At 76.6% G+C, this 24,379-nt stretch carries 18 protein-coding genes; 6 read left to right on the forward strand and 12 right to left on the reverse strand.

The window, feature by feature from the left end; translation table 11 throughout:
- Nucleotides 1-42 precede the first annotated feature (42 nt).
- A complete protein-coding gene (locus tag ACI79B_RS05345; RefSeq protein ID WP_456929429.1) occupies nucleotides 43-1,023 on the reverse strand; it encodes a decaprenyl-phosphate phosphoribosyltransferase in 981 nt (326 codons plus the stop codon).
- A gap of 141 nt (nucleotides 1,024-1,164) precedes the next feature.
- Nucleotides 1,165-4,272: an arabinosyltransferase domain-containing protein gene (locus ACI79B_RS05350; protein ID WP_456929430.1), complete on the reverse strand. Its 3,108-nt coding sequence runs from the start codon at nucleotides 4,270-4,272 to the stop codon at nucleotides 1,165-1,167.
- A gap of 190 nt (nucleotides 4,273-4,462) precedes the next feature.
- Here ACI79B_RS05350 and ACI79B_RS05355 point away from each other — a divergent pair, with 190 nt between their 5' ends.
- The gene (locus ACI79B_RS05355) at nucleotides 4,463-5,707 is read left to right on the forward strand and encodes a hypothetical protein (protein ID WP_456929431.1); all 1,245 of its coding nucleotides are present in this window, start codon (nucleotides 4,463-4,465) and stop codon (nucleotides 5,705-5,707) included.
- Entirely contained in the window at nucleotides 5,704-6,858 is a 1,155-nt protein-coding gene (locus ACI79B_RS05360; RefSeq protein WP_456929432.1) for a glycosyltransferase family 4 protein, read from the forward strand. The genes ACI79B_RS05355 and ACI79B_RS05360 overlap by 4 nt, the downstream gene beginning before the upstream one ends.
- On the opposite strand, the gene ACI79B_RS05365 is transcribed toward ACI79B_RS05360, so the two are convergent.
- A complete protein-coding gene (locus ACI79B_RS05365) occupies nucleotides 6,809-7,618 on the reverse strand; it encodes an alpha/beta fold hydrolase (protein ID WP_456929433.1) in 810 nt (269 codons plus the stop codon). The two genes, ACI79B_RS05360 and ACI79B_RS05365, sit on opposite strands and share 50 nt — an antisense overlap.
- 430 nt (nucleotides 7,619-8,048) lie before the next feature.
- Between ACI79B_RS05365 and ACI79B_RS05370 the strand changes: the two genes are divergently transcribed.
- On the forward strand, nucleotides 8,049-8,690 hold the full coding sequence (locus tag ACI79B_RS05370) for a methyltransferase domain-containing protein (RefSeq protein ID WP_456929434.1): 642 nt from the start codon (nucleotides 8,049-8,051) through the stop codon (nucleotides 8,688-8,690).
- Between the two features lie 32 nt (nucleotides 8,691-8,722).
- Here the strand turns inward: ACI79B_RS05370 and ACI79B_RS05375 are convergent, their stop codons facing one another.
- The 4 genes from ACI79B_RS05375 to ACI79B_RS05390 form a co-directional block, all read right to left on the reverse strand.
- The gene (locus ACI79B_RS05375) at nucleotides 8,723-9,892 is read right to left on the reverse strand and encodes an acyl-CoA dehydrogenase family protein (RefSeq protein WP_456929435.1); all 1,170 of its coding nucleotides are present in this window, start codon (nucleotides 9,890-9,892) and stop codon (nucleotides 8,723-8,725) included.
- 9 nt (nucleotides 9,893-9,901) lie between these two features.
- Nucleotides 9,902-11,089, reverse strand: a complete 1,188-nt coding sequence (locus ACI79B_RS05380; protein WP_456929436.1) for a polysaccharide pyruvyl transferase family protein — start codon at nucleotides 11,087-11,089, stop codon at nucleotides 9,902-9,904.
- A gap of 105 nt (nucleotides 11,090-11,194) precedes the next feature.
- Nucleotides 11,195-11,716, reverse strand: coding sequence for a 5-(carboxyamino)imidazole ribonucleotide mutase (gene purE / locus ACI79B_RS05385; RefSeq protein ID WP_456929437.1), 522 nt, complete (start codon nucleotides 11,714-11,716; stop codon nucleotides 11,195-11,197).
- Between the two features lies 1 nt (nucleotide 11,717).
- Nucleotides 11,718-12,923: a 5-(carboxyamino)imidazole ribonucleotide synthase gene (locus ACI79B_RS05390; protein WP_456929438.1), complete on the reverse strand. Its 1,206-nt coding sequence runs from the start codon at nucleotides 12,921-12,923 to the stop codon at nucleotides 11,718-11,720.
- 200 nt (nucleotides 12,924-13,123) lie between these two features.
- Here ACI79B_RS05390 and ACI79B_RS05395 point away from each other — a divergent pair, with 200 nt between their 5' ends.
- From ACI79B_RS05395 to ACI79B_RS05405, 3 genes are all read left to right on the forward strand, one after another.
- The gene (locus ACI79B_RS05395) at nucleotides 13,124-13,654 is read left to right on the forward strand and encodes a hypothetical protein (RefSeq protein ID WP_456929439.1); all 531 of its coding nucleotides are present in this window, start codon (nucleotides 13,124-13,126) and stop codon (nucleotides 13,652-13,654) included.
- Nucleotides 13,651-16,572 carry a hypothetical protein gene (locus ACI79B_RS05400; RefSeq protein WP_456929440.1) on the forward strand — a complete coding sequence of 974 codons (2,922 nt, stop codon included), beginning with the start codon at nucleotides 13,651-13,653 and terminating at the stop codon, nucleotides 16,570-16,572. The genes ACI79B_RS05395 and ACI79B_RS05400 overlap by 4 nt, the downstream gene beginning before the upstream one ends.
- A gap of 65 nt (nucleotides 16,573-16,637) precedes the next feature.
- Nucleotides 16,638-17,129, forward strand: coding sequence for a GtrA family protein (locus ACI79B_RS05405; protein WP_456929441.1), 492 nt, complete (start codon nucleotides 16,638-16,640; stop codon nucleotides 17,127-17,129).
- Between the two features lie 103 nt (nucleotides 17,130-17,232).
- Here the strand turns inward: ACI79B_RS05405 and ACI79B_RS05410 are convergent, their stop codons facing one another.
- The 5 genes from ACI79B_RS05410 to ACI79B_RS05430 form a co-directional block, all read right to left on the reverse strand.
- Nucleotides 17,233-20,193, reverse strand: a complete 2,961-nt coding sequence (locus tag ACI79B_RS05410; protein ID WP_456929442.1) for an AAA family ATPase — start codon at nucleotides 20,191-20,193, stop codon at nucleotides 17,233-17,235.
- Nucleotides 20,190-21,341 carry an exonuclease SbcCD subunit D gene (locus ACI79B_RS05415; protein WP_456929443.1) on the reverse strand — a complete coding sequence of 384 codons (1,152 nt, stop codon included), beginning with the start codon at nucleotides 21,339-21,341 and terminating at the stop codon, nucleotides 20,190-20,192. The genes ACI79B_RS05410 and ACI79B_RS05415 overlap by 4 nt, the downstream gene beginning before the upstream one ends.
- 43 nt (nucleotides 21,342-21,384) lie before the next feature.
- Nucleotides 21,385-22,788 (reverse strand): acyltransferase family protein, encoded by a 1,404-nt coding sequence (locus ACI79B_RS05420; protein ID WP_456929444.1) that lies wholly within the window; start codon nucleotides 22,786-22,788, stop codon nucleotides 21,385-21,387.
- 129 nt (nucleotides 22,789-22,917) lie between these two features.
- Nucleotides 22,918-23,505, reverse strand: a complete 588-nt coding sequence (locus ACI79B_RS05425) for a PH domain-containing protein (protein ID WP_456929445.1) — start codon at nucleotides 23,503-23,505, stop codon at nucleotides 22,918-22,920.
- A gap of 31 nt (nucleotides 23,506-23,536) precedes the next feature.
- Nucleotides 23,537-24,379, reverse strand: coding sequence for a biotin--[acetyl-CoA-carboxylase] ligase (locus ACI79B_RS05430; RefSeq protein WP_456929446.1), 843 nt, complete (start codon nucleotides 24,377-24,379; stop codon nucleotides 23,537-23,539).

Consider the following 24,379-nt stretch of genomic DNA (forward strand, 5'->3'; position numbering starts at 1 on the left):
CCGGCTGTGTGCCCGGCCGCGCGACAGGCCCCGGGGTGGGGGTCAGCCGGTCAGGACGCCGAGGCCGACGGTGACCGCCCAGACCAGCCCCAGCAGCAGCAGCCCCCGGTCGCGCAGCACGACCTCCTCGGGGGCGCCGGTGCTGCCGCGGTCGACGTCCACGGCGTAGCGCAGCAGGGCCAGCACGAACGGCGCCACGGAGACGGTCGTCCAGGGCACGCCGTCGCCGGCGCGCATCTCGAAGGCCCACAGGCCGTAGGTCGTGCAGGCGACGCCCGCGGACAGGCTCCACACGAAGCGCAGGTAGCTCGGCGAGTAGGACCGCAGGGTCCGGCGCGTCTCCGCCTGCTCCCCCAGCGCGACCAGTTCGGCGTAGCGCTTGCCCGCCACCATGAACAGGGCGCCGAACGCGGCGACGAGGATGAACCACTGCGACAGCGCGATCCCGGCCGCCGCACCGCCGGCCACGCCGCGCAGCACGAACCCCGAGGCGACGGCGGCGAGGTCGATGACCGGCTGGTCCTTGAGACCCCAGCTGTAGGCCGTGGAGATCGCGACGTAGCAGGCGAGCACCGCGGTGAGCGCGGGACGGGCGAGGAACGCCGCGGTCAGCAGCGACGCCGCGATCAGCACGCCCCCGGCGACCACCGCGACCGGCACCGGGACGACGCCGGCCGCCACCGGCCGCGCCCGCTTGTGCGGGTGGCGGCGGTCCTGCTCCGCGTCGCGGACGTCGTTGAGCAGGTAGAGGCCGCTCGCGGCCCCGCAGAACAGCACGAACGCCAGGAGCGTCGGCCCCAGGACCTCCGGCTCGAGCACGGTGCCCGCGGCGAGCGGCGCGGCCAGTACGAGCAGGTTCTTCGTCCACTGCCGCGGGCGCATGGTGCGCAGCACGCCCGCCGCCACCCTCCCCGCGCCGCCGCGCCAGGCGGCCGGGGCGCCCGCTGAGGGAGGGGCCGCGGCGGCGTTCCCGACGAACAGCACCCGGCCCGTGCCGGGTCCCCGGCCCTCCTCGACGCCCACCGGCGCCTCCCTCCCGCGCAGCAGGACGGCCGGTCGCGGGTCCGACCGGTCGCCCTCGCCGGAGTGTGCCCGTGGTCACGTCCCGTGAGCGGCGCTCGTGGTGGCTGCGGCCGCGGACGGGCTCGTCCCCTCGGCGTGGCGTCACTCGGGGGGCGCGGCCCATCCCGCTCGGACGACCCGCGAGCGGTCGAGGTCGTAGCCGTCGACGGGGTAGGGCACGTCGAGGAGGAGGACCTGGACGGCGTCGACCTCGGGCGTGCCGGGCAGGACGACGTCGAGGTCGGTGATCCCGGAGGTCCGCCCAGCGGGACCGAAGAGACTGCCGCGCGAGGTCTGCCAGGCGGCGTCCCCGAGCCCGTCGACCCCCGGGCCGTCGCGCCAGAGCACGGCGTACTCCACCGGCTCGGTGATCCCGGAGCTGACCACCGGCTGGCGCTGGCAGGGGAAGCGGAAGGCGAACTGCCAGCCCAGGGCGACCGGCGCGCCGTCGGGGACCAGGGCGGTCAGCGGCACCCGGGGCAGCACCGACGGGCCGGAGAACGCCAGCCAGCCGCCCGGGCCGCCGCTGCGGTCGCGGGCCACCAGCCGGACCAGCAGCCCCCCGCCGTCGCGGACGTCCGGCGGGTCGAGGACGAACGTCCGCCACCGGGCCGAGTCCAGGGGATCGGAGAGGACCGCGCCGTCGACCACCTCGGGCGGCTCGCCGTCGGCGGCCCGGGCGTACTCGACACGCAACTCGTTGCCGCCGGCCAGCCGTCCGGCCGCGAGCACCGCGACCTCCTCGCCCTCCGCCGTCGCCGGGAACCGGTACCAGGGCGTGACCTGCTCGCCGACCGTGTACTCGCCGGCCGGCCCGGTCGTGGTCAGGCTCCCCCAGATCCGGCCGACGGCCGCCGGCGGCGGGTCGGGCGGGAACCAGCCGCCGTCGACGGTCAGGTCGGCAGGTCCCTCGGGCGGCGGGGCGGCGGGGTCCGGGGTCAGGGGCCGGGCGGCGGTGACGTCGAGGACCTCGACCGCCTGCGCGGCGCTGCAGCGGGTCGCGAGCGGGTCGGTGAGCGCGTCGGCCTGGGGGGACCAGGTGTCCGCCGCGGCGGCGACCGCCGAGGTGGTGACGAGGTAGGCGACCGAGGTGCCCAGCGCCAGCGCCGCCAGCACCGGCGGCGTGCCGGCCCACCACGGTCCCGGCGGCCCGGTGACCCGCCGCCGGCGCAGGGCGGCGATGCCCAGCACGACCGCGGCGACGACCGACCAGGTCAGCAGGCTGCCCAGCGCGACCGGCCCGACGGCCGGCGCCTCGTTGGCCTGCGGCATGCCGGGCAGCCAGGTGTAGGGCCAGCTGTTGGGGCCGTGCAGGGCCAGCGCGGCGGCCACGACGACCGTGCCGAGCGCCGCCAGGAGCACCCCGCCGCGGGGCGCGCGGTGCCGTTCCAGCGAGCGGACCAGCCAGGGCAGGCTGCCGAGGAGGAGCGCGAGCCAGGCGGGACCGAGCCCCGACAGGGCACCGAAGTGGTGGGTCCACTTGCTGGGCGTGAGCCACAGGAGCAGGAGGGCGGCGCCGAACGTGGCGGTCGACAGGCCCAGCGCCAGGGGGACCCGCACGTCCCGGCTGCGCGCGGCGACCAGGAGGACCAGCGCCCACGGCAGCGCGGCCAGCGCGAGGACGACCGCACCGCGCCGCGCGTAGGCGCCCATCGGGACGTCGGAGAACAGGAAGGCGTAGCGCTGCCACTCGTCGTACCAGGACGATTGGTCCTGCGCGGCGAGGAAGATCTCCTGCCCACGCACGAAGTCGCGCAGCGTGCCGTCGGCGAAGGCGGCGACCGCGGCGAACGCGCCGGGCGCCAGGAGCTGCGCGGTCCGGGTGACGACCTCGGCGCGGGTCCGGCCCTCGGCCACCAGCGCCGCCAGCCGCGGGAGTGCGGCCACCAGCGGGGCGAGCGCCACGAAGCCGGTGGGGTGGCAGGCGACAGCGAGGCCGGCCGTGCCCACGGCCAGCGCGACGGGCAGGAGCCTGCGGCGGCGCAGCCCGGACAGGACGCCGGTCAGGGTGGCCAGGGCCAGGACGCCCACCACCGCCTCGGGCCGCACGCCGACCCCGTAGGGCAGCCACCACGCCAGGAAGGCGGCGGCGAGCACCACCTGCACGCCGGCCGGTCCCCACGCCGACGCGGCGACCGGTCCCGGGAGCGCGCCGGGACGGGTGGTCAGCCGGCGCAGCAGGAACCAGGTGACCAGCCCGGCGACGAGCGAGGGGACCCGGAGCACGACCGGCGCGTCCCCCAGCTGCTGCCACCAGCCGAGCAGCCGGTAGGACCACGTGAACGGGGTGAACGACTGGTTGTTGAGCTGGTAGTAGTTGCCGACGTAGCCCTCGTCGTCGGCGTTGCGGGCCATCGCCGAGTAGTAGCCGTCGTCGTCGGAGTCCGGGGCCAGGAACAGCCAGAGCAGGGCGGTCGCCACGACGGCGACGTCGACGGCGACGCGCACGGCCCGCGGCCCCCACCCGGGCGGGGCCGGCACGCGCGCCGCCGGAGGACCTGGCCCCCGCCGCCGGTCGGCCCTCGCCAGCGCCAGCAGGGAGCCGGCGGCGGCGAGGACGACGGCGGCGACGAGCGCCCGCTTGAGCGGCGTCGGCGTGGTGTCGAACTGGTCGTCGACGGTCAGCGTCACGCGCAGGTCGTCGTCCGTGGGCAGCCGGGTCAGACCGGTGGCGAGGACGTCGACGTCGGGGAGCACGGTCGTGTCACCGGCGGCCCGCACCGTGGCCAGCTCGGCACCGTCCCGGGTGAGCCGCAGGCCGTCGGCGTCACCGGTCAGCCGGTGGGTGCAGTCCCCGGAGGGGACCGGGGCGTCGAGCAGCTCGCTCCCGCGGACGAGGACGCGCAGCCGGTCGTCGGCCACCGTGACCAGCAGGCCGTCGGTGGTCGCCGCCGGCTGCGCCGGGACGATCGTGGAGAGGACCACGCCGTCACCGGCGGCAGCGGCGGTCACGGCCGCGCAGGAGAACCGCACGTCGAGGGCGAGGGGCCGCTGGCCGGTCAGTTGCAGCATCGTCGACTGCGGGCGTGCGGGGTCCTGGGGCCAGGTGACGGTGGGCACGCTCATCTGCACCGGCGCGAGCGGGAGCAGCAGCCCGCCGAGGACCGCGATCAGCGCGAGGGCGAGCAGCCACGGGAGCCGCCGGCGAGGGGGGCGGGCCGGGACGTCGGCCCGGACGGACCCGACCGGGGACCGTTCGACGACGCCCACGCACCCTCCCCGGCGGTCCTCCGCAGGCGGCCAGTCAACACCGCGGGGCAAGGGCTGCGCGTCCCGTCGCGGTGCCGGGGCGCCGCGGCCGCCGCTACGGTCGGGCCGTGCCTGCCGCACGCCTCCCCGGGACCGGGCGCTGAGCGCCCGGCGCCGGGCGGCGCGGGCGCCGTCCCTGACCTGGGTCGCCGTGAGCGTCCTGCTGTCCGGGGTGATGACCTACGCCTACCTGGCCCTGGTGGCGCGCGCGGTCCCGGCCGGGGACTACGCGTCCTTCGGCGCCTACTGGTCCCTCGCGCTGCTCATCGGGTCCGGCCTGTCCCTCCCGCTCGAGCTCGAGGTCGCCCGGCTGGCCCATCTGCGCGGGGGCGGCCTGCCACCCGGAGCGGGGCGGGCGTGCACCGTCCTCACCGTCGCCGCCGTCGCCGCGGTGGCCGTGGCGGCGCCGCTGCTGCTGCCGGTGCTCGGCGGGTCGCCCGGGCTGGTCGCCGCCCTGGCCCTGGTCGCCCTGCTGTCCCCGGCGCAGTTCCTGCTGCGTGGGCTGCTGCTCGGACGCGGGCGCTACGGGGTGTACGGCACGGTCCTGATCGCCGACACCGCGCTGCGGGTGGCCGGCGCGCTCGCCGTCGGTGCGCTCGTGGTGCCGACGGACGCCGCCGACCTGGGCTGGACGCTGCCGGTGGCGATCGCGGTCGCGCACCTGCCCGTGCTCGCCACGGTCCTGCGCCGCCGCGGCTCCCCCGCCGCGTCCCCGGACGGTGCCGGTCCGCGGATGGCGCTGCCCGCCGTGGGCCACCTCCTGGTGGGCACCCTGTGCGCGCAGGCGCTCCTGAACGCCGCGCCGGTCCTCGTCACGGCGCTGGCCGACGCCGGCGGGCGGCAGTCCGCCGCGGCGTTCGTCGCCGCCTTCACCCTCGTGCGGTTGCCGCTGTTCGTCGCCGTGCCGCTGCAGAGCGCCCTGGTGCCGACGCTCGTGGACGCCGGCGTCCACCACCGGTCCGCCCGGAGGACGCGCGTGCTGCGCCGGTCGCCGGCCGCGGTGGCCGCGCTCGCCGCCGGCGCCGCCGTCCTCGGCTGGCTGGCCGGGCCGTGGCTGGTCGCGCTCGTGTTCGGGGACCGGTACACGCCCGTGGCCGCGGACGTCGCGGTGCTCGCCGCCGGCAGCGTCGTCCACCTCGCCCTGCTGGTCGCCGCTCCGGCCGTGGTGGCCGCCGGCCGGCACCGGGACAGCGCCCGGGCCTGGGCCGCCGGACTCGCCGTGGCGGCGGGGACGGCGGCGGCGGTCGCCGTCGTGGACGTCATGGCCGCGGCTGCCTGGGCGTTCGCCGCGGGTTCGGCGGCCGCGCTGACCTGGTGCGCCGTCGTGCTGGTCCGGACCGGGTCGGCGGCACCCGCGGACGCCGACGTGCCGACCCCGGCGGGAGGAGCCCGGTGACCCGGCGACTCGACGTGGTGATGGCGCTGGACTACTACGCGCCCTACGTCAGCGGCCTCACCAACGTGGCACGCGACGTCGCCGAGGGGCTCGCCGCCCGCGGGCACCGCATCCGGGTGCTCACCAGCCGGCACGACCGGTCCCTGCCGGAGCAGGAGGTGCTGCGCGGGGTCGAGGTCGAGCGCGCGCCGGTCGTGGCGCGGCTGGGCAAGGGCGTCGTGAGCCCGGCGCTGGTGCGGCGGGCGCGCGCGGCCGGCCGGACCGCCGACGTGGTGGACCTGCACCTGCCCATGCCGGAGGCGGGCCTGCTCGCCGTCGGCACGCGGACGCCGTTGGTCAGCACCTACCACTGCGACGTCAGCCTGCCGCCGGGGCCGGTCAACCGGGCGCAGACGCTCGGCGTGGACCTCGCCAGCCGGGCCACGCTGCGGCGCAGCGCCCGGGTCGTGGTGTCCAGCGAGGACTACGCGCGGTCCAGCCGGCTGTGGCCGGCGATGGCCGGGCGTACCGCCGCCATCCCGCCGCCGTGCCGGGAGCGGCCGGCCGGGCGGCCGCGGTTCCGCGACGGCGCCGGGCTGCACGTGGGGTTCCTCGGCCGGATCGTCGAGGAGAAGGGACTGCAGTACCTCGTGCGCGCCTTCCTCGCCCTCGGGGACCCCGCCGCGCGGCTGCTCATCGGCGGGGACTTCGCCGACGTCGCCGGCGGGTCGGTGGTCGATGAGGTGCGGCGCGCGGCCGACGGCGACACGCGGGTGCGGCTGCTCGGCTTTCTGCCCGAGGAGCAGATCGCCGACCTCTACGCGTCGATCGACGTGTTCGCCCTGCCGTCGGTGAACTCCTTCGAGGCGTTCGGCATCGTGCAGGTGGAGGCGATGATGGCGGGCGTCCCTGTGCTGGCCAGCGGCCTGCCCGGCGTCCGGACGCCGGTGCAGGAGACCGGGTTCGGCGTCGTGGCGCCGCCGCGCGACGTGCCCGCGCTCACCGACGGGCTCCGCCGGCTCGCGGCGGCGCCGCCGGACCCCGACCGGGGCCGCGCGCGGGCGCGGCAGCGCTATGCCCTCGGCACGGTCCTCGACGCCTACGAGGAGCTGTTCACCGAGGTCAGCGCAGAGGTGGGACCTCGTGCCAGAAGGCGTCGAGCCGGCGGTTGAACTCCTCGGGCGCCTCCTCGAACGGCGCGTGCGCCTGGTCCTCGATCAGCTCGAAGCGCGCCCCCGGGATGGCCTCGGCCACCGCCCGGCCGTAGTCCGGTGGGGCGATGGTGTCCGCGCTGCCGGTGAGGACCAGCGTCGGGACGGCGATCCGCGGCAGCCGGTCGAGGGTCGCGTGGTCCCAGAAGGCGTCGGCGAAGCGCTGGAAGGACTCGCTCGACTGCGGGTACGGGAAGGCCAGCGCGGCCTCGATCGCCCGGTCGACCCGGCCGTCCTCGTGGGCGCGGTGGGTGTAGGCCCAGGCGAAGAACGCCTCGAGGAAGGCCCGCTCGCTCGGCGCCCGCTCGGCCATCCAGAGCCACGACCCGACCATGTGGTGCCAGCGGACGTCCGGCCGGCCCCAGGTGCCGACCAGCACGAGGCTGCGGACGGCGTCCGGGTGCCGCAGGGCGAGCTCCTGGGCGATCACCCCGCCGCCGGAGTAGCCGGCGACGTGCGCGGGGCCGGCGCCGCACTCGATCAGCACACCGGCCGCGTCGTCGGCGAGGTCGGCCACCGTGTAGGCGAGGTCCGGGCGGGTCGAGCGGCCGACGTCGCGGTTGTCGAAGGCGATCAGCCGGTAGCGGTCGGACAGCCCGTCGAGCTGGGCCTGCCAGGCCTCGAGCGGGTCACCGCCGCCGTTGACGAGCAGGACGTCGGGCCCGCTCCCCCGCTGCTCGACCCACAGCCTGACGTCGCCCGCTCGCACCGCTGCGCCCATCGCTCCGGCCCTCCGCTGCACGAGGCCGGACGGCTCCCCGCCCGGGCTGGGAGCTGCCATCGTCGCGCGCCGCGGTAGCCGGTGGGCGGCTCGTGCACCCGGGGACGGCGCGCCGTCACGGGCAGGTCCCCGGCGCTGTCCGGGGCGCGCGGGAGGGCCGCGAAGATCGACCAGGACGCCGGCGGGGTCCGGCCGTCCGTCCGGCGCCGGAGGAGGGGCGGCGATCGCCGTCCACGAGCGCCCCGGCCTCGCGCGGTCCCCTCCCGGGACGCCCGCGCGGACCTCGCCTGCACGGAGCTGCGCCTCCCCGTCGGGTGAGGCCGAGGGGGCACCCCACGTACCCGGCACGGCGCGGGTCCCCGTGGACCTCGGGCCGGGTGCCGGCCGGCGAGCGGTCCCGGCGGCCCGGCGCCGGTGGGAGGCTCCCGGCATGGGCGGCTGCTGCGACCCCCGCGGGTGCGAGCGGGTGTTCGACGACCGGTTCGCCCGGCGGATGGCCGCCCGCTACCGGGAGAAGGGCCTGGACCGGACGGCCCGCCGGATGGTGGACCTGCTGACCGAGCGCGGCGTGCGCGGCGCGACGGTGCTGGAGATCGGCGGCGGGGTCGGCGAGATCGGCCTCGAGCTGTTGCGGCGCGGCGCGGCGTCGGTGACCACCCTCGAGCTCTCTCCGGGCTACGAGGACCAGGCCGCGGCGCTGATCCAGGAGGCCGGCCTCACCGGCCGGGTGCACCGCCGCGTGGCCGACGTCGCCGCCGACCCGGCCGGGGTGGAGCCGGCCGACGTCGTGGTCCTGCACCGGGTGGTCTGCTGCTACCCCGACCACCGGCGGCTGCTGGGCGCCGCCGCCGACCACGCCCGGCGGGAGCTGGTGTTCAGCTTCCCGCCACGCAACCCGGCCACCCGGGCGCTCCTGCTCACCGAGAACGCGTCCTTCCGGCTGCGCGGGCGCCGCTTCCGGACGTTCGCGCACCCGCCGGCGGCGATGCTGGCCGTCCTCGCCCAGCACGGACTGCGCCCCGCCGTGGTGCACCGCGGCGTGGTGTGGCGCGTCGGTCACGCGACCCGGTGAGCACGGATCGACGGGGATGCCTGCCGGGCGGCCTACCGCAGCAGGCTGCGGGCGATCACCATCCGCTGGACCTGGTTGGTGCCCTCGTAGATCTGGGTGATCTTGGCGTCGCGCATCATCCGCTCGACCGGGAAGTCCTGCGTGTAGCCGGCGCCGCCGAAGAGCTGGACGGCGTCGGTGGTGACCTTCATGGCGACGTCGGAGGCGAACGCCTTGGCCGCGGCGCACAGCCGGCCGAGGTCGGGGTCCACCTTGCCGCCGGAGTGGCCCGCCTCGCCGCGGGCGGCGGCGACGTAGACCAGGTGCCGGGCGGCCTCGATCTGCATGGCCATGTCGGCGAGCATGAACTGCACGCCCTGGAAGTCGCTGACCGCCTTGCCGAACTGCTTGCGCTCGCGGGTGTACTCCACGGCGGCGTCGAGCGCGCCCTGGGCGACGCCCACGGCCTGCGCGCCGATGGTCGGGCGGGTGAAGTCCAGCGTCCGCAGCGCGGTCTTGAAGCCGGTGCCGGGCTCGCCGATGATCCGGTCGGCCGGGATGGCGCAGTCGGTGAGGTAGAGCTCGCAGGTGGGCGAGCCCTTGATGCCCATCTTCCGCTCCTTGGGGCCCACCGCGAAGCCCGGGTCGTCGCGGTGCACGACGAAGGCGGAGATGCCGTTGGCCCGCTTCTCCGGGTCGGTGACGGCCATGACCGTGTACCACTCGGAGACGCCGGAGTTGGTGATCCAGGCCTTGGTGCCGTTGAGCACCCAGGTGTCGCCCTCGAGCCGGGCGCGGGTCGTCATCGAGGCGGCGTCGGAGCCGGCCTCCCGCTCGGACAGGCCGTAGCTGATCATCGCGCGGCCCTCGGCGATCGACGGCAGCACCTCCTGCTTCAGGTCCTCCGACGCCGACAGGATGACCGGCATCGAGCCGAGCTTGTTCACCGCCGGGATGAGCGACGCCGAGACGTCGACCCGGGCGACCTCCTCGATGACGATGCAGGTGGCGATGGCGTCCGCGCCCTCGCCGCCGTACTGCTCGGGGATGTGCGTGGCGTGGAAGCCGGCCGCCGTCAGCGCCTTCTGCGCCTCGATCGGGAAGCGGGAGTTCGCGTCGACGTCCGCGGCGTGCGGGGCGATCTCGCGCTCGGCGATGTCGCGGACCGCGGCCCGGATCGCGTCGTGCTCCTCGGTCAGCTGGTACAGCCCGCTGCTACTCACGGGTAGATGTTAGGACGTCCGACCGGTCAGCAGCAGGCGCCGGTCGGGTCGCGGCGCCGGGACGGCCGGCGCCGGAGCCGCGGGCCCGTACAACCCGGTCGCGATGTCGAGCTTGCGGGCCCGGACGCGCTCGCCCGTCACGGCCAGCGTGCCCGGCGCGTCCGTCTCGAGCTCCGCGACACCGGCGCTCCCTGGCACCAGCAGGTGCCACGCCGAGCCGGAGTCGACCAGGGAACCGTGCTTGACGTCGTAGTAGCCGGGACGGACCGGGACGGCCACGCCTCGGGCACCGACTGCGGAGGCGATCAGGTGGGGGTGGAACCGCGTGCTGAACCACCGCTGATGGGCGGCCGCAGGCACGCCGCGCTCGAGCAGCTCGAACCACGGCACGAAGTGCAGACCTGGTAGCAGCCCGGCGAGCCGGTCGAAGATGCCGCGGTCGACGCGCGGGATGCACTCGAGTACGGCCGTGCGGGCCGGGTCGACGCCCCAGCGGTCGAGGTGGGCGAGGCACTGCTCGGTGAGCCGTTCGCAGCCGGGGCCGTCGAGCAGGTCGCCCTGCACGCAGACCACGGCGTCCAGGCCGCTCGCCCGCTCGGCGTCCACCAGCGTCGGGATCTCGGCCAGCCACAGGTCGTCACCGGACAGGGCGTCCGGGCGACCGAGCAGGTCGGCACTCGTGCAGTCCCGCACGTCGACGGTGTCCACGCGCCGGAGGAGCCGTCGCACCAGCGCGACCGTGTGATCGCCGAGCGGGGCCAGCCCCTGGCCGGTCACGGCCGTGCGCGCACCGCGCTTCGCGGCCCAGTCGAGGGCCGCGAGCAGGCCGAGGTGCCGTGGCCAGACGCCGTTGACGTAACCGCCACCGATCAGGTGGACGACGGTGGCCTGTCCGAAGCGACGCAGTCCCGGCACCCACCGCGGTGCTTGGCCGTGGTCGTCCAGGGCTCGGCCGACGAACGAGGCGACCTCCCAGGCGTCCTCGGACGGAGCTTCCCAACACAGCCGGAACAGCGTGTCGACGCACCTCAACCGGGGGTGGGCGTCGGCCAGCAGCGCCTGCGCCCCCGCGGGGTTGGGGCAGTCGAGCCAGACGTCCACGTCCGGTGCGCGCTCGGCGAGCAGCCGCAGCCAGGTGCGGGTGATCAGCTCGTCACCGAGGTTGGGGTGACCGGCCGTGGAGATCAGGTAGTACACGTCGCCTCCGGATCGAGCTCACGCCGGACCTTCTCCGACGACGAGCTGTTGACCCGAACGTAAGGCGACACTGACGGTCCGTGAGGGAGGAGACGAGCGAGTCCGTCACAGGTGGGACTGCTGTGTCCCCTTGGACAGTCGTGCCCGCAGGGCCTCGTCCCGGGCGACGACGGAGTCGGCCAGGTCGCGCTGGAACCGCTCGACGGCGGCCCGCAGCTCCGGGTCGCCCGCGGCGAGGATGCGCACCGCGAGCAGCCCGGCGTTGCGGCCCCCGCCGATCGACACCGTGGCGACCGGGACGCCCGCGGGCATCTGCACGATCGACAGCAGGCTGTCCAGGCCGTCGAGGCGGTCCAGCGGCCGCGGCACGCCGACGACCGGCAGCGGGGTGGCCGCGGCGAGCATCCCCGGCAGGTGCGCCGCTCCCCCGGCGCCGGCGACCAGCACCCGCAGCCCGCGCCCGGCCGCCGAGCCGGCGTAGTCCAGCATCCGCTGCGGCGTGCGGTGCGCGGACAGGACGTGCACCTCGTACGGGACGCCGAACTCCGCGAGCGCCTCCGCGGCCGGCTCCATCGTGGGCCAGTCCGAGTCGCTGCCCATGACGATCCCGACCAGCGGCTCGGTCATCTCAGTGCTCCTCGGGGAAGGCGAACGCGGGGTCGACCACGCCGTCGGCCAGGTAGCGGGCCGCGGCGACGGCGCGGGCGCGCACCTCCGCGAGGTCCTCCCCCAGCGCCGTCACGTGGCCGAGCTTGCGGCCGGGGCGCTGGCCCTTGCCGTACCAGTGCAGCTTGACGTCGGGCCAGTGCGCCATCAGGTGGTGCACCCGCTCGTCCAGGCCCGGCCCGTCCCAGCCCGGCTCCGACGCCCGGCCGCCCAGCACGTTGGCCATGACGACGGCGGGCGCGGCCATCGCCGTCGACCCGAGCGGGTAGTCGAGGACGGCGCGCAGGTGCTGCTCGAACTGGCTGGTGCGCGCGCCCTCGATCGTCCAGTGCCCGGAGTTGTGCGGGCGCATCGCCAGCTCGTTGACCAGCACGCCGTCGGCGGTCCGGAACAGCTCGACGGCCATGACACCCACGACGCCGACCCGGTCGGCGACCCGCACCGCGAGCTCCTGCGCGGCCAGGGCGGTGTCCTCGTCGAGGTCCGGGGCCGGCGCCAGGACCTCGGTGTTGATGCCGTCGCGCTGCACGGTCTCCACGACCGGCCAGACGGCGACCTGCCCGAACGGCGAGCGGGCCACCAGCACCGCGAGCTCGCGGACCAGCGGGACCCGCTCCTCGACCAGCAGGGTGCCGTGCCGCTCGAGCAGCTCGGCCACCTCGTCGGGCCCGCGGACGACGAAGACACCCCGGCCGTCGTAGCCGCCGCGCGGGGCCTTCACCACGACCGGCCAGCCGACCTCCTCGGCGAACGCGGTCACCTCGTGCACCGTGCGCGCGTCCGTCCACGACGGCTGGGGCTCCCCGGCGGCGGCCAGGGCGCGGCGCAGGACGAGCTTGTCCTGGGCGTGGACGAGCGCGTCAGGGCCGGGAGCGACGCGGACGCCCTCGGCGGCGAGCGTCCGCAGGTGCTCGGTGGGCACGTGCTCGTGGTCGAAGGTGAGCACGGTGGCGCCGTCGGCCACGGCGCGCAGCGCGTCGAGGTCGCGGTGGTCGCCGATCCGGACGTCGGCGGCGACCAGCGCAGCCGATTCGTCGGGGCCGGTGGAGAGCACGCGCAGCGACTGGCCGAGCGCGATCGCGGCCTGGTGGGTCATCCGGGCCAGCTGGCCCCCGCCGACCATGGCGACCACCGGGAGCTGGTCCGGACCCGACGACGAGACACCCACGGGTCCAGCAGCGTAGTGAGCAGCGACCGGGTGGGCGGTGGCGACTCCTCCGTCACAGCCGCCCCATCGCCCTCCGGCGGCGCGTCGACCCACCGTCACCGCATGGTGACCGTGCGACATTGACCGCCGGCCGCTGGTGCGGCTTCCCGGCCGGCGCGTAGCGCGGACCCCCGGCCGGGACGGACGACCGGGGAGCAGGCATGGGTTCGAGACGAGGGGCCGTCGGCGGCCTGGTGGTGGCGGCGGTGACCGCGCTGACGCTCGCGGCGTGCGGCAGCGGCGACGCGGCGGACACGGCGTCGGCGACGGGGGACTCCGCCGCCACCTCGTCCGCGGCCGCCGGGGACGGCGCCACCGGGGGGAGCGCCCCCGCGACGAGCGCGGAACCGACGGACGTCGCCACCGATCCGCCCCTCGAGGCACCGGAGGACGGCAACGTCACCGTCGTGCTGACCTACGCCGACTGGGAGCAGGACCTCCCCGGCGTCACCGTCGGCGCGTACGTCGAGGCGGTGGCCGAGAGCGGCGGCACGTGCACGCTCACGCTCGAGGGCCAGGGACGCACCGCCTCGGCGACGGTGTCCGGCGAGCGGGAGCCGGAGTCGACCTCCTGCCCCGGGCTCACGGTGCCCGGTGAGGAGCTCGCGTCGGGCACCTGGACGGCGACGGTGACCTACGAGTCCGACGAGTACTCGGGCACGTCGGAGCCGCTGGACGTGGTGGTCCCGTGACCGGGCTGCTCCCGCGGGTGGCCCGGCGGCTGCCGCTCCTCACGCTCGTCCTGGCGCTCGTGTCCACGGTGCTGCTGGTGCCGGTGTCCGCGCCGGCCCCGACGGCCGGTCCCGCGCAGCCGGCCCTCGACCTCGCGGCCGACACCCGCCTGTTCGACCCGGGCAACATCATCAGCGACGAGGTCTTCTTCGACTGGGGCGCGATGGACGCGGGCGCCATCCAGGCCTTCCTCGACGCCAAGGGCGCCAGGTGCGTGGCCGGCGCCATGCCCTGCCTCAAGGACTACCGGCAGGACACCGTGGACCAGCCCGGTGACGCGTACTGCTCCACCTACCGCGGCGCGCGCGGGGAGACCGCGGCCACGCTGATCGCCAAGGTCGCGGCCGCCTGCCGGATCAACCCCCGGGTGCTCCTGGTCCTGCTGCAGAAGGAGCAGGGGCTGGTCACCCGCACCCAGCCGGGCACCTCGCACTACACGAAGGCCACCGGCTTCGGCTGCCCGGACACCGCCGCGTGCGACCCCGCCTTCTCCGGGCTGGTCAGCCAGATCTACTTCGCCTCGCGGCAGTTCCAGCGGTACGCCGCCGGTGTCGCGGGCAGCTACCGCGCCGGCCGCTACAACACCATCAAGTGGAACGTGCCCGACAGCTGCGGCACCTCGCAGGTCTACATCCTCAACAAGGCGACCGCGGGCCTGTACAGCTACACCCCGTACCGCCCGAACCAGGCGGCGCTCGATGCCGGCTACGGCGAGGGCGACGCCTGCTCGGCCTACGGCAACCGCAACTTCTGGCTGTACTTCACCGACTGGTTCGGCTCCACCGGCATCCGCACCAGCGGGGCGATCGGCTGGGCCTACCAGCAGCAGGGCGGCGGCACCGGGCCGCTGGGCTCCCCGGTCAACGAGATGTACTGCGGTCTCGCCGAGGGCGGCTGCGGCCAGGACTTCCGGGGCGGCTCGATCTTCTGGCACCCCTCGCTCGGCGCGCACGTGCTCAACGGCGCGATCCACGGCGTCTGGAACGGCAGCGGCCGGGAGACCGGCGTGCTCGGCTACCCGACGTCGGGGATGGCCTGCGGCCTGACCGGCGGCGGGTGCAGCCAGCAGTTCCAGCGCGGCCAGGTCTTCTGGTCGCCGGCCACCGGCGCGCACCTGCTCAACGGTGCGATCAGCGACTACTACACCGCCGCCGGCCGCGAGCGCGGCACGCTCGGCTACCCCACCACCGGCATCACCTGCGGCCTCGCCGACGGCGGGTGCGCCCAGGCGTTCCAGGGCGGCTGGGTGTACTGGGCGCCGTCGACGTGGACGCACGCCGTGGGCGGCGCGATCGCCGCGGCGTGGATGCGCTCCGGGGCCGAGACCGGCCCGCTCGGCTACCCGTCCACGGAGATGACCTGCGACGGCACGGGGTGCACCCAGGCCTTCCAGCGCGGCGACGTCGTGTGGACGGCGGGCACGAACACCACCCGCACGGTGTCCGGCGCCATCGGGGAGGCCTGGCGCGCCGCGGACGGCGCCGCGGGTCCCCTCGGTCTCCCGACCGGCGACATGGCGTGCGGCCTGGTCGGGAACGGCTGCCGGCAGGCGTTCCGCGGCGGCTGGATCACCTGGGCGCCGGGGGCCGGCGTGCACGCGGTGTCCGGCGGGATCGGCGCCACCTGGGACCGGGCCGGCGGCGAGTCGGGCACGCTCGGCTACCCCACCGGCGACATGACGTGCACCAGCGCCGGCTGCGACCAGGCCTTCCAGCGCGGCGACCTGGTGTGGACGGCGAGCACGAACACCGTCCGCTCGGTCGAGGGCGCCATCGCCCAGACCTGGCGCGCCGCCGGGCGCAGCACCGGGGACCTCGGCCTGCCCACCGGCGCGATGGACTGCACCCTGCCCGGCGGCGGGTGCGCCCAGACGTTCCAGGGCGGCACCGTCGTCTGGTCGTCGGCCACCGGCGCGCGGACCGTGTCCGGCGCGATCGGCTGGACCTGGTCCCGGCAGGGCGGCGCCGCGGGCGCGCTGGGCTACCCGTCCGGCGACATGGTGTGCCTGTCGACCGGCTGCGACCAGGCCTTCCAGAAGGGCGACCTGGCGTGGACCCCGGCGGGCGGCACCCGCGCGGTGTCGGGCGCGATCGGCTGGCTGTGGAACCGCGACGGCCGCGGTGCCGGCAGCCTCGGCCACCCGACGGCGGACATGGTGTGCGGCCTGACCGGCGGCGGCTGCCGGCAGACCTTCGCCGGCGGGCTGGTCGCCTGGTCCCCCGCCGGCGGCGTGCACGCGACCTCCGGGGCCATCCAGGCCCAGTGGCTGCGCAGCGGCGGCGAGAGCGGCGCGCTCGGCTGGCCGGTCGCGGACATGGAGTGCCAGCTGGAGAACGGGGGCTGCCGGCAGTCCTTCGCCGGCGGTCAGGTCCTCTGGTCACCGGCCACCGGCACGGCCGCGGTGCTCGGTCCGATCGACGCGAGCTACGGCGCCAACGGGCGGCAGGGGGGTGTGCTGGGCTACCCGGTCGCGGCGCAGGTCTGCGCCGACGGCGGCTGCCGTCAGGACTTCCAGGGCGGCGTCATCGGCTCGACGACGTCCGGCGGCGCGCACGCCGTCACCGGCGGCATCCGGGCGCTGTGGGCGGCCCTCGGGGCGCAGACCGGCGCGCTGGGCTGGCCGACGGCCGACATGGCCTGCAGCGCCACCTCGTGCGGGCAGCGCTTCGCCCGGGGGGAGGCGTGGTGGTCGCCGGCCACCGGTACCCACGCCGTCACCGGGGCGATCCTCGACGCCTGGCGGGCCGCCGGCGGGGCCACGGGGTCCCTCGGGCTGCCCACCGGCGACGCGCGCACCTCGGGGTCGGTGACGACCCAGACCTTCCAGGGCGGGACGCTCCGCCACGACAGCACCACGGGACAGGTGACCCGGTCATGAACAGCAGCTCCTCCCCGGTCCGCGTCGAACGGACCTCCGCGGTCTCGGCACCTACACTCGGCCGGGTGGGCATCGTCAGCGACCTCCGCGGCCGACTGGAGGGCACCTGGCGGATGCTCCTCAAGGAGATCTCGGCGTTCGGCGTCGTCGGCGCCGCGACCATGGCGCTCGACCTCGGGCTGTTCCAGGTCCTCTACGCCCACGTCGGCATCGGGGCCGTGACCGCGAAGTTCCTGTCGACGGTCGTCTCGATGACCGCCGCCTACTTCGCGCACCGGCACTGGTCCTTCTCGCACCGGGCGCGGACCGGGCTGCGGCGCGAGTACACGCTGTTCATCGTGGTCAACACGGTGACCCTGCTGCTGGGGCTGGCCCTCGTCGCCCTGGTCCGCTACCCGCTGGGCCAGGAGAGCTCGCTGGTCCTGCAGGTCACCAACATCGTCTCGACCGTGCTGGGGACGCTCATCCGCTACTTCGCCTACCGCAGGTGGGTGTTCGTGGCCCCTGACCACCCGGCGGCGGTGCCTCCGGAGGGCAGCGCCACCGTCACCCGCTGACGGACCCACGAGCTCCCCGACCGCACCCGGTCTCCCGCCTCGGGAGGCCGGGTGCGGTGCTGTGCGGGCCGGTCCCCGGGCGCCGTGGGACGCCCGGCGGGGGTCAGCCGGCCAGCCGCGAGCCCGACCGCCCCGCGACGACCTCGAGCCGGGTGGGGATGCGGGTGCGCAGCTCCTCCAGGTGGCTGATGACGCCGACGGTCCGCCCGCCGCGCCGCAGCTCGTCGAGCACGCCCATCACCGCGTCGAGCGCCTGCGCGTCGAGGGTGCCGAAGCCCTCGTCGACGAACAGGGTGTCCATCTGGACCCCGCCCGCCTCGGCGGTGACGACGTCGGCGAGGCCGAGGGCGAGGGCGAGGGAGGCCATGAAGCTCTCCCCGCCGGAGAGGGTCTTGGTCGGCCGGCGGACGCCGGTGTACTCGTCCAGGACGTCGAGGCCCAGGCCGCCGCGGGCGCCGTGGCGGCCGAGCGCGTCGCTGTGCAGGAAGGTGTAGCGGCCGCGGGACATCTCCTGCAGCCGCCGGCTGGCCACCTCGGCGACCTGCTCGAGCCGCGCGGCGAGCACGAACGACTGCAGCCGCATCCGCAGCGTGTTCGCCCCGCGCCCGCCCACGAGGTCGGCCAGGCCGGAGACCTGTTCGGCGCGCGCCCGCCGCTCGGCCAGCTCCACCTCGGCGGAGACGACGTCGCCGGCGAGCGCGTCGAGGGCGTCCGCGCAGCGGCGGGCCTGGTCGAGCGCGGTGACGGCGTCCTCGCGGCGGGCGGTGAGCTCCGCGCAGCGCTGCTGCCCGGCCGCGACGTCGGGGCGCTCGCCGAGGTCGGCGAGCTCGGGGTCGGCGAGGGTGGCGACGACGACCGCGTGCGCCTCGTCGTGCTCGCGCAGCCGCCGGTCCAGCGCGGCCAGCCGGCCGTCCTCCAGCAGGGCGGCGGCCGCCTCCCCCACGCCGGCGAACCCGGCCGCGGCGGCGCGCTGCTCGGCGGCGTCCCGGGCGTCCTCGGCGGCGGTGCGGGCGCGGCGCTCCTCCTCGGCGGCGGCGACGGCGGCCTCGCAGCGGGCGGCCTCGGCAGTGAGCCGCGCGACGCGGGCCGGCAGGTCGCGGTCCTCCCCCCGGGCGGCGTCGAGGCGGGCGGCCAGCTCGGCGTGCGCCTCGGCGCGGGCGCCGCGCTCGGCGGTGACCCGCTGCAGCGCCTCGCGGTCGGCGGCCAGCGCCGTGACGGCGGCGTCGCGCCGCTGCTCGGCCGCCGCCAGCTCGCGGCGGGCGGGCTCCACCTCGCGGGCCCGCGCCGCCACCTCGGCGCGCTCGGCCGCCGCGGCCGCCGCCCGCCCGGACAGCTCGGCGGCCGGCAGCTCCCCGGCCTGCGCGCGCAGCACGGCCAGCTGCCGCTCCAGCTCCTCGACCGCCCGGCCGGCGGCGGTGCGCCGCTCCTCGGCGGCGTCGACGGCAGCGCGGGCGCGCTCCTCGTCGTCGGCGGTGACCGCGGTGCCGGCCGGCACCGCGGGGCGCGGGTGCTCGGCCGAGCCGCACACCGGGCAGTCGGCGCCGTCGGTCAGCCCGGCGGCGAGCTCGGCGGCCATGCCCTCGAGCCGGGCGGTGCGCACCTCGACCAGCCGCTCGCGCGCCTCCAGCCAGCCCAGCCGGGCGGCGTCGGCGGCCTTGGCGGCGCGGTCGAGCCGGCCGGTCACCTCCGCGGCGCGGGTGGCGGCCTCCAGGGCGGCGCGGGCGGCCTCGTCCGCGGCGACGAGGCCGGGCAGGCGGGCGGCGGCGGCCTGCGCGGCGTCGAGCCGGGCCTGCGCCGCGGCGACGCGGGCGGGCTCCTCCTCGACGGCGCGGGCGCCGTCGGCGACGCGGCCGGTGAGCCGTTCGCCCTCGCGGGCCAGCCGGGTGACCTCAGCGGCCAGGCCCGCGGCGCGGTCGGCCTCGGGCAGCAGGGTCCGCACCGCGGCCGCGGCGTCGCGCAGCTCCCGCGCCGGCTCGGGGCCGGCCGGGCGCCCGCCGGAGACCGCGGCCCAGGCGGCCTCGGTGGCCTCGCGGGCGGCGGCGGCCCGCTCGGCGGCGCGGACGGCGCGCGCGGCGGCGTCCAGGACGTCGCGCAGCACCTCGGCGCGGCGGCCGGCGTCGGCCCGGTCCCGCAGCGGCGCCAGCTCCGGTTCGCGGGCGGTGAGCCGCTCCAGCTCGGCGCGGGCCCGGTCGCGGCGGGCGTGCCGGTCGGCCAGCGCCCGCGCGGCGGCGAGCTCCGCCTCGGCCCGGGTGCTCGCCGCGGCCGCGTCGTCGGCCTCGGCGGCGGCGCGGACCAGCCGCTCGGCCGCCCGGCCGCGCACCCCGGTCACCCAGGCGCCGACCGAGGCGCCGGGGCGGGCGCCGACCAGCTCGGGCGCGAGCTCCTCGGGCACCTCGACGTCGGCGATCTGGGCGACGCGGTGCAGCAGCGTGCTCACCCGGTGCCGGTCGGCGCGCAGCTCCTCCTCGGCGGCCCGCCGCTCCCCGGCCAGCCAGTCCTCGGCGCGGGCGAACCGGTCGACGTCGAACAGGGTGCGCAGCAGCCGGCCGCGGTCCTCGGGCTCGGCCCGCAGGAACCGGGCGAAGTCGCCCTGGGGCAGCAGCACCACCTGGCAGAACTGCTCGGCCGACAGGCCCAGCCGCACCCGCAGGTACTCCGAGCCCTCGTCGATCCGGGTGCTCACCGGCTCCCAGCCGTCGGCCGTCGCGCGCTGCACGGTGAGCTTGGCCTGCTCGGTGGTCTCGCCGCTGCCGCGCTTCTTCGGCCGGGTCTGCTCCGGGCGGCGGACGACCAGCAGCCGCTCGCCGGCGAGGGTCAGCTCGCAGGAGACCTCGGTGCGGGTGGCCGCGTCTGCGTGGTCGCTGCGCAGCCGGCGGGCCTCGCCGCGGGCGCCGGGGACGGTGCCGTAGAGCGCGAAGACCACGGCGTCGAGCAGCGTCGTCTTGCCCGCCCCGGTGGGGCCCCAGAGCAGGAACAGCCCGTCGCGGGCCACCTCGTCGACCCGGACGGTCTCGGTGCCGGCGAAGGGCCCGAAGGCGGTGAGGCTGAGGCTGTGCAGCCTCACCGGGTCAGCTCCTCGCGGCCCGCGGCGCCCAGCGCCCGGGCCAGCAGGTCACGCTCGGCGGCCGTGACGCCCACCCCACCGCGGACGTGCGCGACGAACTCCCCCGCCACGTCGAGGTCGTCCCGGCCGCGCAGCCGCTCCCGGTAGCTGCGACCGTCGCCGCCGGCGGTGCCGCCGATCCACTCCAGGTGCACGCAGTGGCCGAACCGGGAGCGCAGCGCGCGCATCGGGTCGGCGGGGCGGACGGGGTCGGTGAGCCGGGCGGACACCCAGGCCTCCTCGGCGGCGGTGTGGGCGGGGTCGGCGAGCAGGTCGTCGAGGGTGCCGGTGAGCACGGTCAGCGGCCGGGGCGCGGGCAGCGGCACGGACCGGACGCCGGCCAGCCCGCCGGCGTCGAGGTCGACCAGCCACACCTGCTTGTCCTGCCCGGCCTCGCCGAAGGAGTACCCCAGCGGGGAGCCGCTGTAGCGCATCCGGTCGCTGAGCGTCTGCGGGCGGTGCAGGTGCCCCAGCGCCACGTAGTCGACGCCGTCGAACACCGGCGCCGGCACCACGTCCACCCCGCCGACGCAGATGTCGCGCTCGCTGTCGCTGGCCACCCCGCCGCCGACGAAGGCGTGCGCGAGCACCACCGAGCGGGTGCCGGGGCGCAGGAACAGGTCGGCGCGCACCCGGTCCATCGCCGCCCGCAGGACGCCCTCGTGGCTGCGCGCGTCCGGCACGCCGAGCTCGTGCCGGGCGATCTCCGGCTCGAGGTAGGGCAGCCCGTAGACGGCCACCTCGCCGTGCGCGTCGGGAAGCAGCACCGGCTCGTCCAGCCGCGCGGTCTCGGCGCGGACGTGCAGCCCGGCCTTGGTCAGCAGCGAGGAGAAGGTGCCCAGCCGCCGCGCCGAGTCGTGGTTGCCCGGGGTGAGGACGACCGTGGCGCCGGCGCCGACCAGGCGGCCGACCACCCGGTCGAGGACCGCCTGCGCGTCGGCCGAGGGCACCGCCCGGTCGTAGACGTCCCCGGCCACGACGACGGCGTCGACGCCCTCCTCGGCCACCAACCGGGCCAGCCCGGACAGCACCGCCTCCTGCTCGGCGAGCAGCTCCGCACCGTGCAGCGACCGCCCGATGTGCCAGTCCGAGGTGTGCAGCAGTCGCATGGGCGCGCAGGGTAGGACGGGGTGCCGACAGAACCGTCGCGGCTCAGGCCTCGGAGGGCGTCCGGGCCGGCATGACGGGCACCCGCCGTCCCGCGGCTGGGAGGAGGCTCTCGCTGACGTGCCACGCGGGGCGCACCGGGTTGCCGTCCGATCGTCGGGTCGAGGACAGGGTCCCACCGGCGTGAGGGACGAGGCGGGCGGTGCGGAGGTCAGGACGGGCGACCATCGGCTCGGCCGGAGGCGGCACCGGTGCAGCAGCGGTCCCCCGCGGCACGCGCACGGTGCCGACGAGGACGCGGTCGGCGGCTGCCAGGACGAGGCGGCGTGCGGGCTCTTCCACGCCGTGGTGCAGCCCTGCAGCAGTCGAGAAGGCGACGACGACGAGCAGGGGCAGGAGGAGTGCTTGACCAGGCGTCAGCGTCCCCCGCCCTGCCGGGTCCTGCCAGAACAGTGCGACGGCGATGTCGATCATGACGAAGTGGACCAGATAGAGGCAGTACGAGATCTTCCCGCCGTAGACGAGCGGCGACGTCGAGAGCCAGCGCGCCGGCCCACGGTCGGTGACCGCGAGGGCCGCGACGAGCGCAGGGAAGAGAACGACGATGACGCCCGCGTAGTCGACGTGGAGGTCGTCGCCCCGCCGCCACAGCGCCCACATGGTCCCCGTGACGATCAGCGCAACGCACGACACCTGCGCGGCGAAGGCCACGGACTCGGTCCGGTCGCTGCGCTCGGTCCTGCGGACCGCGAGCGCCGCGAGGACGCCTGCGGTGAACCCACAGGTGATGCGCAGGGCCCAGTGCTGCTGGGTGTCGGGCGTCCCGTGCAGGAACGCGTCGACCGACAGCGGAGACATCACGGCGACAGCGAGGACGAGCAGCACCGCGGCAGGGAGACGGCGTGCCCACCACAGGGCCACGATGAGGACGGGAAAGGCGAGGTAAGCCGCCCACTCGGCGCTGATCGACCACCCGGGACCCACGTAACTCGCACCCATGTGCTCGGTCCGGCCCCACATCTGGGTCATCGTGAGCTGAGAGAGCAACGTCGGCAGATCGGCGTCTGGGTGGGCGCCGACGACGTCGGCATCGTGACCTGACGCGCGCACGAGGTAGATCCAACCGCCCATGGCCACCGTGACCACGGCCCAGGCCGGCCAGACGCGGGCAAAGCGGTTGATCACGAAGCGAAGGGCGCGTCGCGGGGTGGGCCGACCGCCCATCGTCTCGCCGTAGCTCAAGGTGATGACGAACCCGCTCAGCACGAAGAAGAGTTCGACCCCCGTCCATCCAGCCCGGACCAGCGGGAGCACGAACGGCACCTGGTCGAGGTAGGGATAGAGGAACACCTGCAGGTGGAAGAGCATGACCCAGGTGGCTGCCACGGCCCGGAGCCCGGTCAGGGCCCTGATGTCACGGCGAGGGCTGCCCGTCGATGCTCCGCGCATGGGACCCCACTCCTGTCATCGAGGGAAGGACCGATCCGTCCGCCCTCACCCGCCGTAGACGGTAGGCGTACACGGTGTGCGCATTGAGTGGAGCGACACACGAAGTCGTGTCGGGGAGTTGTCAACCCGTCACAAATCGCTCAACGGCTCCGTCGACCGCCCCCGGGACAGACCGGCGTGGTCCGCTGAGCCGTGAACGCGCGGCTCCAGGACACGGGGTGCCCATCCGTCGGCGTCCTCCTCGATCAGCGTGGTGAGCACCCCCTGCACCTCGTCGATGGCGGGGACCCGCTCGAGCACCACCGGGCCGCCCTCCCCGGCGGTCTCGACGGTCAGCGTCCCGGACCGCACGACCCGCTGCCGCAGCGTCTGCCGGGACGTGACGTCGGTGACGCGCGACAGCGGCACGTCCCGGCCGCGGCGGGACAGGACGCCCGAGCGGACCAGCAGCCGGTGCGTGGTGACGACCAGGTGGGTGGTGCGCCAGCGGAGCACCGGCCGCAGCACGAGGACCGCCAGGCCGACCAGGACGGCGCCCAGCAGGGCCATCCGCAGCACGCCCTGCTGGCGGCCGGCGGGGACGAGGGCGGCGAGGTAGGAGCCGGCGCCGACGACGGCGAACAGCCCGGTCACGGGCCAGAACAGCGTCGTCCAGTGCGGGTGCAGGTGGACGACGACCTCCTCGTCGTCGGCCAGGAGCCTGTCGGGGTAGGGCACCCGGCCAGGATGACCGAGCGCGGACCGCGCGTCAGGCTCCGGCGGGGCGTGTCCGGACGTGCTGCACGTCTCCGCTGGCCAGCTCCACCGTGCCGCCGTCGGTGCGGACCACCAGCCGGCCGTCCCAGTCGACGGCGGTCGCGGTGCCCGACAGCGTCGACCCGTCGGGCAGCGTGACGCTCACCTCGGCGCCGACCGTCGAGCACCGGGCGAGGTAGTCCGCGGCCAGGCCGGTGGCGACCGGGTCGCCGAGCGCCGCCGTCCAGGCGGTGTAGCGCCGCTCGAGGCCGCGGAGGTAGGCCAGCAGCACCGGCCCGCGGTCGACCGGGGCGCCGGTGACCAGCGTCAGTGACGACCCGGTGGGCGGCAGCTCCTCGCGGCGGGTGCCGACGTTGAGACCGGTGCCGACGACCACCGCGGTCCCGACCGCCTCGGCCAGGATCCCGGCGAGCTTGGCGCCGTCGACGGCGAGCAGGTCGTTGGGCCACTTGAGCGAGGTGCGCACGCCGGTGACCTCGCCGACGGCCTCGGCCAGCGCCACGCCGGTGAGCAGCGGCAGCCAGCCGCGGCGGGCGGCCGGGACGTCGGGGCGCAGGAGCACCGAGACGGTCAGCCCGGCCCGCGGCGGCGAGGTCCAGGTGCGGTCGAGCCGGCCCCGCCCGGCGGCCTGGTGCTCGGCGACGAGGACCGCACCCTCGGGCACGTCGTCGTCGGCGGCCCGCTCGGCGAGGACGGCGTTGGTGGAGCCGACCTCCTCGACCACCTCCAGGGAGCGCCACAGCCGGCTGTCCCGGGTCAGGGCGGCCTGCAGCGCCGCGGCGTCGAGCGGGGGGCGGTCCAACTCCGACCAGCGGGCGGAGGGCGTGTCGGGCAC

This window comes from Geodermatophilus sp. SYSU D00879, assembly GCF_054050375.1.